This is a genomic window from Bacillus sp. SIMBA_008 (assembly GCF_046535495.1).
Classification (GTDB): domain Bacteria; phylum Bacillota; class Bacilli; order Bacillales; family Bacillaceae; genus Bacillus; species Bacillus subtilis.
Map to the genome: position 1 here is coordinate 665,035 of NZ_JAWRWL010000003.1, position 17,849 is coordinate 682,883.

The 17,849-nt window shown below is 46.7% G+C and carries 17 protein-coding genes and 1 pseudogene; 8 read left to right on the forward strand and 10 right to left on the reverse strand.

Annotation, left to right across the window (positions count from 1 at the left end; translation table 11 throughout):
- Window positions 1-55 precede the first annotated feature (55 nt).
- From SB658_RS13970 to arfM, 6 genes and pseudogenes are all read right to left on the reverse strand, one after another.
- Window positions 56-210, reverse strand: a pseudogene (locus SB658_RS13970) (YitT family protein); the annotation flags it as partial.
- Window positions 211-395: 185 nt separating this feature from the next.
- Window positions 396-1,067 carry a respiratory nitrate reductase subunit gamma gene (narI, locus tag SB658_RS13975; RefSeq protein ID WP_003227587.1) on the reverse strand — a complete coding sequence of 224 codons (672 nt, stop codon included), beginning with the start codon at window positions 1,065-1,067 and terminating at the stop codon, window positions 396-398.
- Window positions 1,064-1,618 carry a nitrate reductase molybdenum cofactor assembly chaperone gene (gene narJ, locus SB658_RS13980; RefSeq protein ID WP_144500482.1) on the reverse strand — a complete coding sequence of 185 codons (555 nt, stop codon included), beginning with the start codon at window positions 1,616-1,618 and terminating at the stop codon, window positions 1,064-1,066. The genes narI and narJ overlap by 4 nt, the downstream gene beginning before the upstream one ends.
- Window positions 1,619-1,643: 25 nt before the next feature.
- On the reverse strand, window positions 1,644-3,107 hold the full coding sequence (narH, locus tag SB658_RS13985; protein WP_014481212.1) for a nitrate reductase subunit beta: 1,464 nt from the start codon (window positions 3,105-3,107) through the stop codon (window positions 1,644-1,646).
- Window positions 3,097-6,783: a nitrate reductase subunit alpha gene (locus SB658_RS13990; RefSeq protein ID WP_410601780.1), complete on the reverse strand. Its 3,687-nt coding sequence runs from the start codon at window positions 6,781-6,783 to the stop codon at window positions 3,097-3,099. Before SB658_RS13990 ends, narH begins: the two co-directional genes overlap by 11 nt.
- Before the next feature lie 193 nt (window positions 6,784-6,976).
- Window positions 6,977-7,453: a Crp/Fnr family transcriptional regulator ArfM gene (gene arfM, locus SB658_RS13995; protein WP_003243032.1), complete on the reverse strand. Its 477-nt coding sequence runs from the start codon at window positions 7,451-7,453 to the stop codon at window positions 6,977-6,979.
- 143 nt (window positions 7,454-7,596) lie between these two features.
- Here arfM and SB658_RS14000 point away from each other — a divergent pair, with 143 nt between their 5' ends.
- Window positions 7,597-8,316, forward strand: a complete 720-nt coding sequence (locus SB658_RS14000; RefSeq protein ID WP_144500479.1) for a YwiC-like family protein — start codon at window positions 7,597-7,599, stop codon at window positions 8,314-8,316.
- Window positions 8,317-8,346: 30 nt separating this feature from the next.
- On the opposite strand, the gene fnr is transcribed toward SB658_RS14000, so the two are convergent.
- The 4 genes from fnr to SB658_RS14020 all read right to left on the reverse strand — a co-directional run bounded on the left by fnr (window position 8,347) and on the right by SB658_RS14020 (window position 12,580).
- Window positions 8,347-9,063, reverse strand: coding sequence for a fumarate/nitrate reduction transcriptional regulator Fnr (gene fnr, locus SB658_RS14005; RefSeq protein ID WP_086344437.1), 717 nt, complete (start codon window positions 9,061-9,063; stop codon window positions 8,347-8,349).
- Between the two features lie 98 nt (window positions 9,064-9,161).
- Complete coding sequence (gene narK, locus SB658_RS14010; protein ID WP_014478287.1) at window positions 9,162-10,349, reverse strand: nitrate transporter NarK; 1,188 nt, start codon at window positions 10,347-10,349, stop codon at window positions 9,162-9,164.
- Between the two features lie 135 nt (window positions 10,350-10,484).
- Complete coding sequence (gene argS / locus SB658_RS14015) at window positions 10,485-12,155, reverse strand: arginine--tRNA ligase (protein WP_029726075.1); 1,671 nt, start codon at window positions 12,153-12,155, stop codon at window positions 10,485-10,487.
- The gene (locus tag SB658_RS14020) at window positions 12,152-12,580 is read right to left on the reverse strand and encodes a YwiB family protein (protein WP_003243604.1); all 429 of its coding nucleotides are present in this window, start codon (window positions 12,578-12,580) and stop codon (window positions 12,152-12,154) included. Before SB658_RS14020 ends, argS begins: the two co-directional genes overlap by 4 nt.
- Window positions 12,581-12,892: 312 nt before the next feature.
- On the opposite strand from SB658_RS14020, the gene sboA reads away from it, so the two are divergent.
- The 7 genes from sboA to albE are packed head-to-tail and all read left to right on the forward strand — an operon-like array spanning window position 12,893 to window position 17,847.
- Window positions 12,893-13,024 carry a subtilosin A gene (gene sboA / locus SB658_RS14025; protein WP_003222002.1) on the forward strand — a complete coding sequence of 44 codons (132 nt, stop codon included), beginning with the start codon at window positions 12,893-12,895 and terminating at the stop codon, window positions 13,022-13,024.
- On the forward strand, window positions 12,981-13,133 hold the full coding sequence (sboX, locus tag SB658_RS14030) for a bacteriocin-like protein SboX (protein ID WP_010886632.1): 153 nt from the start codon (window positions 12,981-12,983) through the stop codon (window positions 13,131-13,133). Before sboA ends, sboX begins: the two co-directional genes overlap by 44 nt.
- Window positions 13,134-13,157: 24 nt before the next feature.
- Complete coding sequence (albA, locus tag SB658_RS14035; RefSeq protein ID WP_144500478.1) at window positions 13,158-14,504, forward strand: subtilosin maturase AlbA; 1,347 nt, start codon at window positions 13,158-13,160, stop codon at window positions 14,502-14,504.
- Between the two features lie 12 nt (window positions 14,505-14,516).
- Window positions 14,517-14,678 (forward strand): antilisterial bacteriocin subtilosin biosynthesis protein AlbB, encoded by a 162-nt coding sequence (gene albB, locus SB658_RS14040; RefSeq protein ID WP_003222006.1) that lies wholly within the window; start codon window positions 14,517-14,519, stop codon window positions 14,676-14,678.
- Complete coding sequence (locus tag SB658_RS14045) at window positions 14,675-15,394, forward strand: ABC transporter ATP-binding protein (RefSeq protein ID WP_003227564.1); 720 nt, start codon at window positions 14,675-14,677, stop codon at window positions 15,392-15,394. Before albB ends, SB658_RS14045 begins: the two co-directional genes overlap by 4 nt.
- Window positions 15,387-16,697: an antilisterial bacteriocin subtilosin biosynthesis protein AlbD gene (gene albD, locus SB658_RS14050; protein WP_003243158.1), complete on the forward strand. Its 1,311-nt coding sequence runs from the start codon at window positions 15,387-15,389 to the stop codon at window positions 16,695-16,697. The genes SB658_RS14045 and albD overlap by 8 nt, the downstream gene beginning before the upstream one ends.
- Window positions 16,687-17,847: an antilisterial bacteriocin subtilosin biosynthesis protein AlbE gene (gene albE, locus SB658_RS14055; RefSeq protein WP_072692833.1), complete on the forward strand. Its 1,161-nt coding sequence runs from the start codon at window positions 16,687-16,689 to the stop codon at window positions 17,845-17,847. Before albD ends, albE begins: the two co-directional genes overlap by 11 nt.
- The last annotated feature ends 2 nt before the right edge of the window (window positions 17,848-17,849 follow it).

Below are 17,849 nucleotides of genomic sequence, written 5' to 3' on the forward strand. Positions count from 1 at the left end.
CATCGTTTCTGCAGAAATAAAGCAAGATGGCAACGCCAAGTAAAGCCTGATGCTACAACATGAGCGGCAAGCTGAACCCGCTCAGCACTCCGGCAAGCGCCGAAAAGAAGGCGGCGCTGTGACTGCAAATACGGTGGATAGAGTAAATTTGATACCCATTCTGATGAGAGAAAATATATAAAACGGGATATTGATCAGAAAGAAAATAAGGAGTTAGTCAGGCTGAGTCATAATCTGCTGTTCCGCCGGTTTAAAATGAGTAAAATCCGTTTTATTCTTGATGTTATTTCCAAATACAAACACAACAGGATTCCCGGCCGCCCAGCCATTACCTTTTCAGAAGATATCTTATGTTTTCATCAAGATAAAAAAATCCCCCTCTTCAAGGGGGATTTTCACGAGCGTTTCCGATATACAACGTAGCTGCGGGTCAGATACTTGAGCGGCAGACTGAACACATGAACCAATCTTGTAAACGGCCACAGGATAAAAACGACGTATCCTATCACAATATGAAACTTAAACCATAGCGGGACACTCTCCATCAAAGAGGCGTCAGGCCGGAACAAAACGATTTCCCTGAACCAGGGCCCGACTGTGGTCCGGTAATCAAATCCTTTCGAATCAATGTTGAGAAACGTGGCCGCAACGCCCGACAGCATCATGAACAGCAGCAGGAGCAGCGTAAGGATATCGGATGGCGAGCTCGTTTTGCGGATTCTTTTGTCAAACAGCCTTCTGTACGTCAGGATGACAAGTCCGGTACATGCCGCAATGCCCGCCGGCAAGCCAGCGCCAATCGCCATTTTGTGATACATATGCTCTGAAATGCCAAGGGAAGCATACACGCCTTCCGGGATCAGAATCCCCATGACATGCCCGCCGACAACGCACAGCAGTCCCCAGTGAAAAAGTGTGCTGCCCGCGGCGAGTTTTTTCTTTTCTAACATCTCGCTTGATTTCGCCGTCCAGCCAAATTGGTCATGCTGATAGCGGTAAATATGGCCGCCGATAAAGATTGTCAATACAATGTATGGCATAATACCCCAGAGAATCTGCCCGCTCATGCCTGAACAGCCCCTTCAACGCTTTCACGTACGCCAATGTTTTCAAGCGCGGCCAGCAGCACGTGCAGCAGTTCAGCGTATATACTGTCATTTTTTTCGAGACGGGATGCCAGCTCCCTCACATTGGACAGATATTTCTCAAACACGCTTCTCGCTGCTTCAATTTCTGCAGCCGCAGCAAATTCCAGCATCAGCGGCAGATAATCAGGCAGCTCTTTCTCTGTCGGCAGGAAACCGGATTGCTCGTATGTGTTTTTTAAATGCAGCAATTCAACGCCGCGTTCCCTTTGCTCGCCCGAGTTAAAGTAGGTGACATACATATTTGTTTTTTTCCCAAAGTCGAATGTATAGACATAGTGTTCAATCAGCGCTTCCGGTGAAAAGCTGGCTGACGCTTCGAAAAAGTGCAGCAGCTTCTCCCGGATTTGCCGGTTGCTGATTTCATGGATAAGAGCCTTCCAATCGGGAATCTCGGCTCTCCACTCTTCATCCGGATAAGAGAGAAGAGTGGAAAGAGTGGAGAACGTCATTTGCCGGTCTGTGGTGTTCATCTTGTTACACCTCATTTATCAAAAGTTAGAAACAGGAGCCGGGGCCGCCTGAAAATGATAAGCCGCAGCTCCCTTGTTCAGCATATAAATCTGAAACTTCTTCTCGATGACTGCTCGGTATCACAAAGCGGTCATCATATTTGGCAATCGCAAGCAGCCGATACATATCTTCAATTTGCTGTTCTGTTAAGCCGACACTGGAGATCAGTTCCGGGTCGATTGATTTATTCGTCTGGATCGCTCTCATATACTGGCGCATGACAGACATTTTCTTTAACGTTGACCGAATATGATCCGTATCACCGGCTGTTAACAGCTGCGCCAAATAATCTATCGGGATTCTCATTTGGTCGATAGCCGGAAAAATATCTTCTGCGGATTGCCGGCTGCCTTTTCCTTCAAAGAGATTCATAATTGGGCTGAGCGGCGGAATGTACCACACCATTGGCAGCGTGCGGTACTCAGGATGAAGCGGCAGCGCAATCTTCCAGTCAATGATCATTTTATAGATCGGCGATTGCTGCGCAGCCTCTATCCATTCAGCCGGAATGCCTTGTTCTTTTGCCAGCTTGGCAACCTCAGGATCATTTGGATCAAGAAAAACGTCCAATTGGGAATGGTAGAGATCCTTTTCATTTTCAACAGATGCCGCTTCCTCCACTTTGTCCGCGTCATACAGCATGACGCCGAGGTAGCGGATTCTGCCAACACACGTCTCAGAGCAGATGGTTGGCAGTCCCGCCTCCAAACGCGGAAAGCAGAGTGTGCATTTTTCCGCTTTGTTCGTTTGCCAGTTAAAATAGACTTTTTTATAAGGACAGGATGAGACGCAATATCTCCATGAACGGCATGCGTTTTGATCCACAAGCACAATGCCGTCCTCCTCGCGTTTGTACATGGCGCCGGATGGACAGGATGAGACGCACGCCGGGTTGATGCAGTGCTCGCAAATACGGGGCAAATACATCATAAAGACCTCATCGAATTCTGTTTTGATCGATTCCTCCATCTTTTGTACGTTGGGATCTTCAAGTCCCGTTATGTGGCCGCCCGCGAGATCATCCTCCCAGTTCGGTCCCCATTCGATATTCATAAAATCCCCCGTTAAGGACGATTTCGGGCGTGCTACCGGCTGGTGTTTTTTCTGCGGGCTGTTCGTTAATGTTTCATAATCATAGTTCCAGGGCTCATAGTAATCATCAATCGACGGCTGATTCGGATTATAGAAAAGGCCTGCAAGCCGATTGGTTTTCGAGCCCGATTTCAGCTCGAGCTTTCCTTTTTTCAATGTCCAGCCGCCTTTATATTTGTCCTGGTCCTCCCATTGCTTCGGGTAGCCGATGCCCGGCTTTGTTTCTACATTATTGAAGTACATATATTCCGCACCGGAACGGTTTGTCCACGTGTTTTTGCAGGTGACGCTGCACGTGTGGCAGCCGATGCATTTATCCAAGTTCATGACCATACCGATTTGCGCTTTAATCTTCAAGCCAATCGACCTCCTTCAGCTTGCGGATGACGACGTTCAGGTCGCGCTGATTCCCCGTTGGACCGTAATAATTAAAGCCGTAGCTGAGCTGGGCGTAGCCACCGATCATCTGTGTCGGCTTGACGTGAATCCTTGTCGGGCTGTTATGGGTGCCTCCGCGGTTATTCGTCAGCTTTGTGCCGGGCACGTTGATGTGGCGGTCCTGGGCATGGTGCATAAACGCCATTCCTTTAGGAATCCGATGAGACAAAACGGCTCTCGCGACGACAACACCGTTTCGGTTAAAGCATTCAATCCAATCGTTGTCTTTGATATCCGTGTCCTCTGCATCATCTTTATTCATCCACACGGTCGGCCCGCCGCGGAACAGCGTCAGCATCGGCAGAGAATCAAAATACATGCTGTGGACAGACCATTTATTATGCGGCGTCAAATAATTGAGGACGATTTCTTTTCCCTCTTGATCAGGCCGCTTGCTCAGAAACGGGCGATGCTGGAGGATCGGTTTGAATGTCGCCATCGTTTCACCGAATTCCATCATCAGTTCATGATCGACATAATAGGATTGTCTGCCTGTCAGCGTCCGCCACGGAATTAATTTTTCAACATTTGTTGTAAACGGCGAATACCTGCGCCCTCCTTTTTCAGAGCCGGAAAACGCCGGAGACGTGATCACCGTTTTCGGCTGGGCTGTAATTTGTTCGAACGTAAAGCATTCTTCCTCGCGTTCTTCCGCCAGGTCTTTCAGCTTCAGGTTTGTGATGTTTTCAAGTGATTCCCATGCTTTTACGGCGACCTTTCCATTCGAAGTGGATGATAGGGTTAAAACCGCTTCTGCCGCCTGCTTTGCTTCACTTATATTTGGACATCCCTTTGCCACGCTGTCTGAGGTGATTTCTCCCAGTCTCTGTTTGAGTGATTCATATTCATCGGCTATTGACCAGCTCATCCCTTTTGTTCCGCTCGGCTTTAAAGCAGCGTTAGGACCGAGTGCGGTCATTTTATGAAAAATGTGTTTGTAATCCCGTTCAACGACTTGGATGTTCGGCATCGTTTTTCCCGGAATGGCTTCACATTCGCCCTTGCTCCAGTCATTGATTTTGCCGAATGGCTGGGCCAATTCCTGCATGGTGTCGTGGAGCAGCGGCGTCGCAACCACTTCTTTCACCGGCTCCATATTGACTTCTTCTGCCAGATCGGAAACGGCTTTTGACAGCGCCTTGAAAATATCCCAGTCTGACTTCGATTCCCACGGAGCTGAGATCGCCGGAGCAAATGGATGAATGAACGGATGCATATCTGTGCTGCTGAGATCGTGTTTTTCATACCATGTCGCCGCCGGCAGCACGATATCGGAATACAGCGCCGTACCGGCCATTCGGAAGTCAAGATTGATTAACAAGTCGAGCTTTCCTTCCGGCGCCTGCTCCCGCCATTTGATTTCTTCAGGGCGGATGCTGTCGCTGTCGTCATTCATCAAGCCGTTCGTCGTCCCCAGCAAATGCTTGAGAAAATATTCATGCCCTTTTCCTGAGCTTGAGATCAGATTTGCCCGCCATACGAAGAGATTTCTTGGAAAATTCACTTCATTATCAGGATCTTCAATCGCGAATTTCAGTTTTTTCTCTTGGAGCTGTGAGGCCACGTACGCACCAACGTCTTCAGGTGTTGCTGCCCCTGCTTTTTCAGCTTCTTTATACAGATCGATGCCATTTTGATTGAAAGTCGGGTAAGACGGAAGCCACCCCAGCCGCGCGGCCAGCACATTGTAATCAGCGTGGTGCTTGTAGCGGGATGACGCAGCAATCGGTGATGCCAAATCACTGATCGGCTGGTCCTCATAACGCCACTGATCTGTCGCAAAGTAGAAAAATGAGGTGCCGTTTTGCAGCTTGGGCACGCCCTCCCAGTCCTTTGCAGTTGCAATCGTCTGCCACCCTTCAGCAGGTCGGAGCTTTTCCTGCCCCACGTAATGGGCCCAGCCTCCGCCGTTTACGCCTTGGGCGCCTACAAGTAAAACAAGATTTAACACTGCTCGGTAGATCGTGTCGGAGTTGAACCAGTGGTTAATGCCGGCCCCTACGATAATCATGGACCGGCCGTCTGTATCGATCGCATTTTGGGCAAACTCTCTGGCAATCTTAACGACAGCTTCTTTTTTGATTCCTGTCATTTGTTCCTGCCAGGCAGGCGTAAACGGCTCAGGATCATCATAGGAGACAGCCGATCGTTTACCGATGCCCCGGTTCACGCCGTAGTTAGCCAATATCAAGTCAAACACGGTCGTGATGTACGTTTCTTCACCGTTCAGGTTCATTTTTTTAATAGGAAGATCCCGCTCGAGCACTTTGTTTCCGTCATTTGAAAAATACGGGATGCGCACCGTGCCGATTTCGTCCTCTATTCCCAGCACAGAGAGACAGGGTTCAATCGGTTCCCCGGTTTCTTCATCAATCATGTGCAGGTTCCATTTCTGCTGCCCGTCCCAGCGCGAGCCCATTGTCCCTTGGGGTATGGCAAATGAACTTGTCTGTTCATCCCAAACCGCAGGCTTCCACTGATCATGCTTTGTCTTCCGCCCGATGTCCTTCGCATGCAGAAACCGTCCCGCTGTGTATACGCCATTTTCTTTTGACAGGGTGACGAGAAATGGAAAATCAGTGTATTGCTTCGCGTACTCAATAAAACGTTCAGTTTCTTGGTTCACGTAAAATTCCTGCAGAATGACGTGACCCATCGCCATCGCAAGCGCCCCGTCAGTCCCTTGGCGAATACTCAGCCAGTCATCCGCGAACTTTGAGGATTCCGCAAAATCCGGACTGATCGAAATGACCTTAGCGCCTTTATAGCGGGCCTCCGCCAAAAAATGCGCGTCAGGCGTTCTCGTTAACGGAACGTTGGAGCCCCATGTGATGATATAGCCGGAATTGTACCAATCACTGCTTTCCGGAACGTCCGTCTGGTCACCCCAAATTTGCGGGGATGCCGGAGGAAGATCCGCATACCAGTCATAAAAACTGAGCATAGGGCCTCCGATTAACGACATAAACCGGGAGCCTGATGCATGGCTGATCATGGACATGGCCGGAATCGGAGAAAAACCGACGTTTCTGTCAGGCCCGTATTTCATCACTGTATACAGCAGAGAGGCTGAAATCAGCTTCAGCACCTCCGGCCATTCAGCGCGCACAAAACCGCCTTTCCCTCTCGCCTGTTTATAGGACTTCGCTTTTTCAGGGTTTTCGACGATCGATTTCCAGGCTTCCAATGGATTTTGATGTTCTTGCAGTGCCTCCCGCCATAAATTAATCAGTACACCGCGCACGTATGGATATTTCACACGCAGCGGGCTGTAGATATACCATGAAAAACTGGCCCCCCGCGGGCAGCCTCTCGGTTCAAAATCAGGCATATCCGGGCCTGTTGAAGGATAATTCAAATTTTGCCCTTCCCACGTGACAATTCCGTTTTTCACATAAATATTCCAGCTGCAAGACCCTGTACAGTTAACGCCGTGGGTGGAGCGAACGACTTTGTCGTACTGCCATCTGTTTCTGTATACATTCTCCCAATCGCGATCTTCGCGGGTGGTTTGGCTATGTTTATTTGAATGGTGTTCGATAGGAGAGAAATAATTCAATCTCCTAAACAACGGACTCCTTTTCTTTTTCTTCATGAGAGTTCACTCCTTCCGAGTCAGGTGATGCTAAGTTCACTATAAACAGAGACAGCGCGTTTCCTTGTGAACTATGTCACACACTCTGCTTTTTTCACAAAATGTCCACACAAAGGAGAAGGAAGGCTGCGTTCAGGCAGGACGCTTGGGTCATTAGCTGCCTTTCATTCAAAGACAAAAAAACCGGCTCTATTTAAGAACCGGGCTCAGCGTTTTCATCCTGTGATGTATGCAGATACCGCAAAAATAATTGATAGGAACAAAAAACATTTTGCTGAAGCATAGCCAAAAAGTTCATTTGCAGCTGCGGATGATAAGACATCATTTTCTTAAATATGTAATATGGGATGTTGAGAATCAGAATGTCTGAAGTGGCATTGACTGAGATAAAGGGCGATAAATAAAGCCCGCCTTTTTCATCAATCGGAAACACATCGCCTTTTTCCCACAGCGCAACGGTTTTCGACCCTTCAGGGAGCCTTGTGTCCATAAAACGGACACTGCCTTTTAATACAATATAAACAGATTGAGAATGAAGAAAAGATGGAGACTGATCACATGAACCGCGGATAAACGTGCCGTTTTTCAGCAAGGTTTCGACAATGGATAGAGGCACTTCATTAAACATAGGAAGTTGTTTCAGAAATAATAAATAGTCACACTGATTCATAGGAAAACCTCCTGTGCTAAGGATAGCTTTAGTGTAGCTCGACTGAGCCTGTACAGCAGTGATGTATTTCACAGCCTGTATGATGAATGTCACTTATCAGGAGGGTGACTGCATTTATAATGAAAGAAAAAAGGAGGATTTCGATGAAGGCGCTGATTCCGAAGCAGCACGGCGCGTGGGCGATGCTGCTGATCCCATTTTTACTCGGCATGGTCAAGGGAGGCCCCGTTATTTGGCATATTCCGCTCTTCCTAGGCTGGCTTTTACTATACTTAGCGGTTTATCCCGTTACGCTTGCCTTAAAAAAGAAACAAAGAAAACCATATCAAAAGTGGATGTGTTATTACGGTTTTCCCGCCTGCTGCTTTTTGATGATCTCGGTCTTTCATAAGCCGCCTCTCATCTGGGTGGGCGTTTCTTTACTGCCGCTGTTTCTCATACATATGTATTTTGCCCGCAGAAAAAACGAACGAGCCTTATTGAATGATGTTGCAGGTGTCTTGTTCTTTTGTTCGGGCGGGTTTGCGAGCTGCTGGCTGGGGATGGGAACCCTTGACGGCTGGGCTTGGTTTATTTTCTTGCAGTCTGCTTTATTTTTTATCGGGAGTTCCTTTTATGTGAAATCGGTGATTCGTGAAAGAAAAAACAGGGCATTTGCATACTGGTCATGGGGGTATCACCTGCTGCTCCCCTTTTTATCCGCTCTTTTCGGAGCAGGATGGGCGTTTCTCGCTTTTATCCCGAGCAGCTTGCGGGCATGGTTTTTTCATGGAAGGGATTGGCCCGTAAAAACGATTGGCATTCTGGAAATCGTGAATGCCTGCTTCTTTCTTGCCGTCATGTGCCTCTTTATGACAAGGTAAAAAAACAAGGACACCACTGTCCTTGTTTTTTCAGTCAATATTGCAAATCTCCAGCGGGCAATTTTCACACTCAATCTCACATCGTAAATAGTCCCGCTTGTGCAAAATAATTTTTCCGGATTCGTCTATCGAAATAACCCCTTTTTTGCGGAGATCTCCGAGCATACGGTTGACGCTTTCCCGTGCAGCCGCGCAAAACTTTGCCAAATCCTGATTTGTCAGGACAATGTTAATCAGAATGCCGTCGCTTCGCTCCACTCCGTAGCTGTTTGATAAGCGGATAAGGGTGGAATAGAGCGCCCCCTTTTTGCCATGAAGAAGCAGATCCCTGATTTTGGACTGAATCTTCCGGAGGTGCGTGCTCATCCATTTCATGAACTCAAATGTCAAAGCGCCGTTTTGGATTAATTCTTTTTCCAGCTTATTTTTATTAATGACGAGCACCTCGCCATCCTCTAGCACTTTTGCACTGAGCATATACCTCGGTTCTTCAGTGAAAAGTGTTAATTCTCCGACGATATCATGCTTTTGGCAGATTCTAAGCGTCAGGTCTTTTCCGTCAGATGTCAGCTTGCCGATTTCAATGAGTCCTGATTGAATCAGATAAAGCTCTTCTGCATCCATTCCTTCTCGAAACAAATACGTGTGTTTTTCCATTTTTCTTTTCGTGCTGATCGATTCCAGCAATTCATGCAGATCGCTGGATATAAGATCTCTATCAGATGGTCGAACAGAGAGAAAATTCATGAGCTCACCTCGAAGAAAGTCACGTTGTGTGTTTATTGTAACGTGAATTGATTTGTACCCATCGAGAAAAAACTAACAATCTTGTGAATGCCCCAGTGTTAGTTGATGCTCTGGCTGTTTCTCTCCGTGTGTGTTTTCATTCTTTCCTGCCAATACATCCATATGACAAGGACAAAGCTGGCTAACGCCACCTCTGAAAGCGCCATAAACCCGATCGCGTACTGGCCTGTTGCCTGAAATACACTCGCCAATATGAGCGGAGGAAAAAAGCCGCCTAATCCGCCCATGGCAGACACAATCCCATTGGCAATCCCCGCTTGCTTCGAAAAATAGAAAGGCACCAGTTTAAAAACAGTTCCGTTTCCTATGCCTGAGCAGACGGCCACGGTTAATGATCCAAACGTATAAAGGCCGATTGTCGGCGAGAACGATAGGATAATGCCTGATAATGTAAGCCCGGCAAAAACAAACATCAAGATGCGGAGCGGGCTCATTTTATCAGCCAGGAATCCGCCCGCAGGCCTGAGCAGCGTAGAAACCGCAATAAAGCCAGCCGTCCGCAAGCCGGCATCTGCAGGATTCAGCCCAAAATGCTCCACCAGAAAGTTCGGCAGATAGATAGTGAAGGCGACAAAGGCACCGAACGTAATAAAATAAAACAGGCTCAGAAACCATAGCACATGATTTCGGTAAACGGCTTTGATTTGAGTCTTAACAGAAACTTTGACCTTCTTCTCATGCCTGTCGCCGAACAAAACGTGCAGTAAGGCAAAGACAGCCAGCAAAACCAGATACATCTGCACGGTTGATTTCCACCCGACGGCTTGAGCGATAACCGGCGCTGCAAATGTCGTAACGGCTGTCCCGATATTTCCTGCACCGTAAATCCCATTGACGACACCGTGCTTTTCTTTCGGATAATATTTCGGGAGGGAGGTCACTCCAATGGAAAACACCGCTCCCCCGATCCCTAAGAAAAAGCCGCCTGCGATTAAATCAAACAGAGAGTCCGCGATACTGATCCAAAATACAGGAAATAAAAGCAGGATGAAGCTGACCATAAACATGAGCCGCGCGCCAAACCTGTTCGTTAAATACCCTAAAGGAATGCGGAGAAGCGACCCGAGGATCACAGGAATCGCCGTCACCAAAGAAATCTCGCCCTTGCTTAAATGAATATCTAATGTGATTTGGGAAATGAGTGATGAAATCAGCACCCAAACCATAAACCCTGCCACCAAGCTTAATGACTGTAACGATAATTGAATGTGTTGACGGTTGATCATTTGGCTTGCCCCTTTCAATGATTCAATAATCAGTCTTATCATACAAAAACTCGCCAAACAGGATTGTGAATTACATCACACGTTTTTCTCATAAAAAAAGGACAAAGCCCGAAGACTTTGTCCTTTTGATCGTGATTACATTTTTTCCGGAGCCGATACGCCGATCAGCTGAAGCGCATTGTTCAGCGTAATTTGCGTTGCCTTCATTAAAGCCAGGCGCGCGCGGCTTTTCTCTTTATTTTCAGGGTCGATGACTTTCTCTGCGTTGTAGAAGCTGTGCAGAGCAGAAGCCAGATCATAAATATAGTTTGTGACACGGTGCGGAATTCGTTTTTCTGCTGCTTCCGCCACTGCCTCTGGGAAGCCGCCGATCGTTTTCAGCAGATCATATTCTTTTTCTGATTGAATATGGCTGAAATCAAGATCTGCCGCCGGTTTAAGTCCCTGCTCTTCCCCTTGGCGAAGCATGCTGCAAATACGGGCATGCGCGTATTGTGCATAATACACAGGGTTTTCGTTAGATGTTGATACAGCAAGATCTAAGTCAAAATCCATATGGGTGTCTGCACTTCGCATTGCAAAGAAGTAACGCACGGCATCCAAGCCGACTTCTTCAATCAGGTCACGCATCGTTACGGCTTTACCGGTCCGTTTGCTCATTTTCATTTTCTCGCCGTTTTTGTAAAGGTGAACGAGCTGAATGATTTCTACTTCAAGCGTTCCTTTTTCATAGCCCAGCGCTTCGATTGCCGCTTTCATACGCGGGATGTAGCCGTGGTGATCGGCGCCCCAAACGTTGATCAGCTTATCAAAGCCGCGGTCAAGCTTGTCCTTATGATACGCGATATCAGGAAGAAGGTACGTGTACGTGCCGTCCTTCTTGATCAATACGCGGTCTTTATCATCGCCGAAAGTCGTGGAACGGAACCAAGTCGCGCCGTCTTCTTCATAGACATGGCCTTTTTCGCGGAGCGCTTCAAGCGCCTTGTCGATTTTTCCATTTTGGTACAGTGAAGTTTCTGAATACCACACATCAAACGGCACACGGAAGTTTTCCAAGTCCTTGCGAAGCTTTTCCAGCTCGTATTTCAGGCCGTATTCACGGAAAAACGCGAGGCGTTCACTTTCCTCTTCGTTAACGAAACGATCACCGTATTCCTCAGCGAGACGCTTTCCGATCGCAATGATATCCTCACCGCGGTAGCCATCCTCCGGCATCGGTTTTTCCAATCCGAGTGCTTCAAAGTAACGGACTTCAACAGAAAGCGCCAGATTGTTGATTTGGTTTCCCGCATCGTTAATGTAGTATTCGCGGCTTACATCGTAACCCGCTTTTGAAAGCACGTTGCACAAGGAATCGCCGACAGCCGCCCCGCGCGCATGCCCGAGGTGAAGGTCTCCCGTCGGATTCGCTGATACGAATTCTACCTGAACTCGTTCACCGTTTCCGATGTTCGTTTCCCCGTATGCTTCCCCTGCTTCCAGTACAGACGGAATCAGCTTTGTTAAATATTGATTGTTCATATAGAAATTGATAAAACCCGGGCCGGCGATATCCAGTTTTTCAATCGAAGCCTTTCCTTTATCAAAATGAGCGACAATCTCTTCAGCGATTTGACGCGGCGCTTTTTTTGCCACTCTTGCCAACTGCATCGCCATATTCGTTGAGTAGTCGCCGTGTGTTTTATCTTTCGGTGTTTCTAAAACAACATTGGGAATCTGGCTTTCTTCAGCCAGTCCCGCTTTCAGAACGGCCGCTTTGATTTCTTCTTTCAGCACGTCCTTCATTTGTTCCGCAATGTTCATGCGTGAGTTCCTCCCTCATACGTGATCGTCATATTATGTAAATGCTCCTGCTCGTCTCCGACATGCATGTCATATGCGATGCTGATACGGCCTTTTTCTTCATCGAGATCAGATTGAATCGATTTTGTGCTTGTTTTCAGCTCAAGCTCACCAAATGACATTTTATATTTAGCAATTGTGGAAGCTCCCGTTACGAAACGCTGATTCATTTTGACAGCGCCTGACCTCATGACCAGGACTTCGCCTTCGCTTACTTTCACAATCGTTTTGACTTTGCCTAAGTCGTGTTCTTCATAATAAGATAGATACACTTTATTTTGTTTTACATAGTAAAATCCGGTGGTGCGGAATTCGATGACTTCTTGGTTTCCGTCATCCTCGATCACAGACTTCACATGGAGTGTTATCGGTGTCTCTTGCTTCATTCTGACACGTCCTTTTCATCATTCCACTTTGACTTGAATAGTATAATCATTCGGTTTGTAAACTTCAACTGCTTCTATCTTACCATCATTGCTCATCAGATTTGAAGATAAACCTCATAAAAAGCATTTCCTTATATAGAAGAGAAAATCATATCACTAATTACCTTTAGGAAATGTTACATTTTTCCGAAATCTATCATTTCCTTTTCACATTTTTTTCAAAATATATGTATTGAATTAGTAATTTGATAGTTTTAAGATAAAAGTACAACATAGATCTGCTAGAAAAACAAAAAAAGGGAGGATTCAATTATGAAAAAAGCTGTCATTGTAGAAAACAAAGGTTGTGCAACATGCTCGATCGGAGCCGCTTGTCTAGTGGACGGTCCTATCCCTGATTTTGAAATTGCCGGTGCAACAGGTCTATTCGGTCTATGGGGGTAAGGATCTCCCAAAAGGGCATAGTCATTCTACTATGCCCTTTTTAAGTAAATTACAATTTTTAACTAAAATCTACCTCTTGGATATACATACACAACCGTTTTTCATTTGAATCATATGTATAGGGGATGGTATTTTGTTTATAGAGCAGATGTTTCCATTTATTAATGAAAGTGTAAGGGTTCACCAGCTTCCTGAGGGTGGCGTGTTAGAAATCGACTACTTGCGCGATAATGTCTCCATTTCTGACTTTGAGTATTTGGATCTCAACAAAACGGCTTACGAGCTCTGCATGCGCATGGATGGCCAAAAAACAGCTGAGCAGATTTTAGCTGAGCAATGTGCAGTGTATGATGAATCACCGGAAGACCATAAAGATTGGTATTACGACATGCTCAACATGCTCCAGAACAAGCAGGTGATCCAGCTTGGAAACCGGGCCAGCCGCCATACAATCACCACGAGCGGAAGCAATGAATTTCCGATGCCCCTGCACGCCACCTTTGAACTGACGCACCGCTGTAATTTGAAATGCGCCCACTGTTATTTGGAAAGCTCACCTGAAGCGCTCGGCACCGTGTCGATTGAGCAATTCAAAAAAACGGCTGATATGCTGTTTGATAACGGTGTATTGACATGCGAAATCACGGGTGGGGAAATTTTTGTCCATCCAAATGCCAATGAGATTCTTGACTATGTGTGTAAAAAGTTCAAAAAAGTCGCTGTCTTAACAAACGGAACACTCATGCGAAAAGAGAGTTTGGAGCTTTTGAAGGCTTACAAGCAAAAAATCATCGTCGGCATTTCTCTTGATAGTGTCAATTCCGAGGTCCATGACTCCTTTAGAGGGAGAAAAGGCTCTTTTGCCCAAACTTGTAAAACGATAAAATTGTTGAGTGACCACGGTATATTTGTCAGAGTCGCCATGTCTGTCTTCGAAAAAAACATGTGGGAAATCCACGATATGGCCCAAAAGGTTCGGGATCTCGGGGCGAAGGCGTTTTCTTACAATTGGGTTGACGATTTCGGAAGAGGCAGGGATATTGTCCATCCAACGAAAGACGCCGAGCAGCACCGCAAGTTTATGGAATACGAGCAACATGTGATTGATGAGTTTAAAGATCTGATTCCGATTATTCCCTATGAGAGAAAACGCGCGGCAAATTGCGGCGCTGGCTGGAAGTCCATTGTGATCAGTCCGTTCGGCGAAGTACGTCCTTGCGCCCTCTTTCCAAAGGAATTTTCATTGGGAAATATTTTTCATGATTCCTATGAAAGCATCTTTAACTCCCCTCTCGTCCATAAACTGTGGCAAGCGCAAGCGCCGCGGTTCAGCGAACATTGCATGAAAGACAAATGCCCGTTCAGCGGCTATTGCGGAGGCTGTTACTTAAAAGGGCTGAACTCTAACAAATATCACCGGAAAAACATTTGCTCTTGGGCGAAAAATGAACAATTAGAAGACGTGGTCCAGCTTATTTAGGAGGGAAACGATTTGTCACCAGCACAAAGAAGAATTTTACTGTATATCCTTTCATTTATCTTTGTCATCGGCGCAGTCGTCTATTTTGTCAAAAGCGATTATCTGTTTACGCTGATTTTCATTGCCATTGCCATTCTGTTCGGGATGCGCGCGCGGAAGGCTGACTCGCGATGAGCATTTTGGATATACACGATGTATCCGTTTGGTATGAACGGGACAACGTCATCTTAGAACAAGTGGATTTACATTTAGAAAAAGGCGCCGTTTACGGGTTACTTGGGGTAAACGGCGCCGGAAAAACGACACTGATTAATACGCTGACAGGCGTGAACCGCAATTTCAGCGGGCGTTTTACACTGTGCGGAATTGAAGCGGAGGCCGGCATGCCGCAGAAAACATCAGATCAGCTGAAGACTCACCGTTACTTCGCCGCCGATTATCCGCTGCTATTTACAGAAATTACGGCGAAGGACTATGTGTCTTTCGTCCATTCGCTTTATCAAAAGGATTTTTCAGAGCAGCAGTTTGCCAGTTTGGCCGAGGCCTTTCATTTTTCGAAATACATCAATAGGAGAATTTCGGAGCTGTCCTTGGGGAACAGGCAAAAGGTTGTATTGATGACAGGCTTATTGCTGCGCGCTCCCCTGTTTATTTTGGATGAGCCGCTCGTCGGTTTGGATGTGGAATCGATAGAGGTCTTTTATCAGAAAATGCGTGAGTACTGTGAAGCAGGCGGAACCATTTTGTTTTCTTCTCATCTGCTCGATGTCGTGCAAAGATTTTGTGATTATGCGGCTATTCTTCACAACAAACAGATCCAAAAGGTCATTCCGATTGGAGAGGAGACCGATCTGCGGCGGGAATTTTTCGAGGTGATCGGCCATGAATAACATAATCCCTATCATGTCTTTGCTGTTCAAACAGCTTTACAGCCGGCAAGGGAAAAAGGACGCCATCCGCATTGCCGCAGGCCTTGTCATTCTGGCCGTGTTTGAAATCGGGCTGATCCGCCAGGCCGGCATTGATGAATCGGTGTTGCGCAAAACGTATATCATACTCGCGCTTCTTTTGATGAACACATATATGGTGTTTCTTTCCGTGACATCACAATGGAAGGAATCTTATATGAAGCTGAGCTGCCTGCTGCCGATTTCTTCACGGAGCTTTTGGCTCGCCCAGAGTGTCGTTTTGTTTGTCGATACCTGTTTGAGAAGAACTTTATTCTTTTTTATTTTACCGCTGTTCTTATTTGGAAACGGAACGCTGTCAGGGGCGCAAACATTGTTTTGGCTCGGCAGGTTTTCGTTTTTTACCGTTTACTCCATTATTTTCGGAGTTGTGCTAAGCAACCACTTCGTCAAAAAGAAGAACTTGATGTTTCTGCTGCATGCGGCGATATTCGCCTGTGTATGTATCAGCGCCGCTTTGATGCCGGCCGCCACGATTCCGCTTTGCGCGGTTCATATCCTGTGGGCGGTGGTCATTGACTTTCCTGTCTTTCTGCAGGCGCCTCCGCAGCAGGGCAAGATGCATTCATTTATGCGGCGATCTGAATTTTCGTTTTACAAAAGAGAATGGAACCGATTTATCTCTTCTAAAGCGATGCTGTTAAATTACGCGGTAATGGCGGTATTCAGCGGCTTCTTTTCGTTCCAGATGATGAACACCGGCATCTTCAATCAGCAAGTGATTTATATCGTGATTTCCGCGCTTTTGCTCATCTGCTCGCCGATCGCCCTTTTGTATTCGATTGAAAAAAATGACCGGATGCTGCTCATCACGCTTCCGATCAAGCGAAAAACGATGTTTTGGGCGAAATATCGCTTTTATTCAGGCCTATTGGCAGGCGGATTTCTCCTTGTCGTGATGATTGTGGGTTTCATCAGCGGCCGTTCGATTTCAGTTCTCACTTTTTTGCAGTGCATTGAGTTGCTGCTGGCGGGAGCGTATATCAGGTTAACTGCGGATGAAAAAAGGCCCTCCTTCAGCTGGCAGACGGAGCAGCAGCTATGGAGCGGTTTCTCAAAATATCGGTCTTATCTGTTTTGTCTTCCCCTATTCTTAGCCATATTAGCCGGCACCGCTGTATCCTTGGCGGTCATTCCGATAGCCGGTCTGGTCATAGTCTATTACCTGCAAAAACAGGATGGTGGTTTCTTTGATACAAGCAAAAGAGAACGGCTTGGAAGTTAACCTGCTGAAGACTCATCAATTTTCAACTATTTCAATCGCCGCGAGCTTTCTGAAACCGATCGAAAGCGCGGCGGAACCTGAGGAAGAAACGATTTATTTTTACGGCGCCGCCGCATACCTGAAGGAGCAAATCATTGACGCTTTTGGTTATGCTGCCGGCAGCCGTTTCATGTACTCAGCGAATCTCTTTTTTGATCAGCAGCTGAAAACCTGCGGGACCCGTTTGATTCACCCATTATATAACGGGAATCTTCATGTTGACGCCCTGATGAAAACTTTTGCAGACTTGTCTTTCCCTTCTTCTCTTTCATTCGAAGCATTTGAAAAGGCCAGGAATGAGCTGCTGCTGAAAATCGAAAAGAAATTCACTGATCCCTTCTCCTACTCGGCGGCTCGCTTGGCTGAGGAGGTCTTCGGAAACCCGATGTACGGCACAGGCATGTTTGGCCGGAAAGACAGGATAAAGGCGATTCATCCTAAACGGTTTCTCGACGCAACGGACTTTATCGTTGATTTAGTGTCCCAGCAAAAACAGCTGAACATATTGGGACAAGTACAAGCATGTGATGTTCGGGGACATGCCCCGCAAACGTCCGCTGTAACGTCCGGAAGAATACCCGTAAACCGGCATGTTTTTGAAACAGAGACACGCAGCGCTGCAGGTCCTTCCGTCTTGACACTCGGATTTGACTGCGGAGAGATGAAAGATGCCAGCGATTATATCAAAATACAGCTAATAGACGGATTACTGGGAAAGTACGGCCATTCCGCTTTATTCAAGCACTTCAGAGAGAAGGATCTGGCAGTCTATCACGTTATCACCCGTTACGATGTCATGAACAATTTGCTGCTTGTTTCAATATGTACAGATCAGCTTCATGAGATAGACATTCCCCCGCGCGTTTTGGAAGCTGTCTCAGCTTTTCATACAGATGAGCGGGAACTAGAACAGGCAAAGCAGTTTTTACGCAATGAATTGCTGCTGCAATTCGATTCTCCCGAAGGTCTATTGGCCTATATGGGGATCCTGCGCCGCTTCTCCTGCACGAAAGAAGCCTTGCTGGATGGCATCTCAGCGGTTACATGCCGTGATGTATTGCAATTCATAGCGACCATCAATTATATCGGAGCTCATGTAGTAAGGGGATGAAG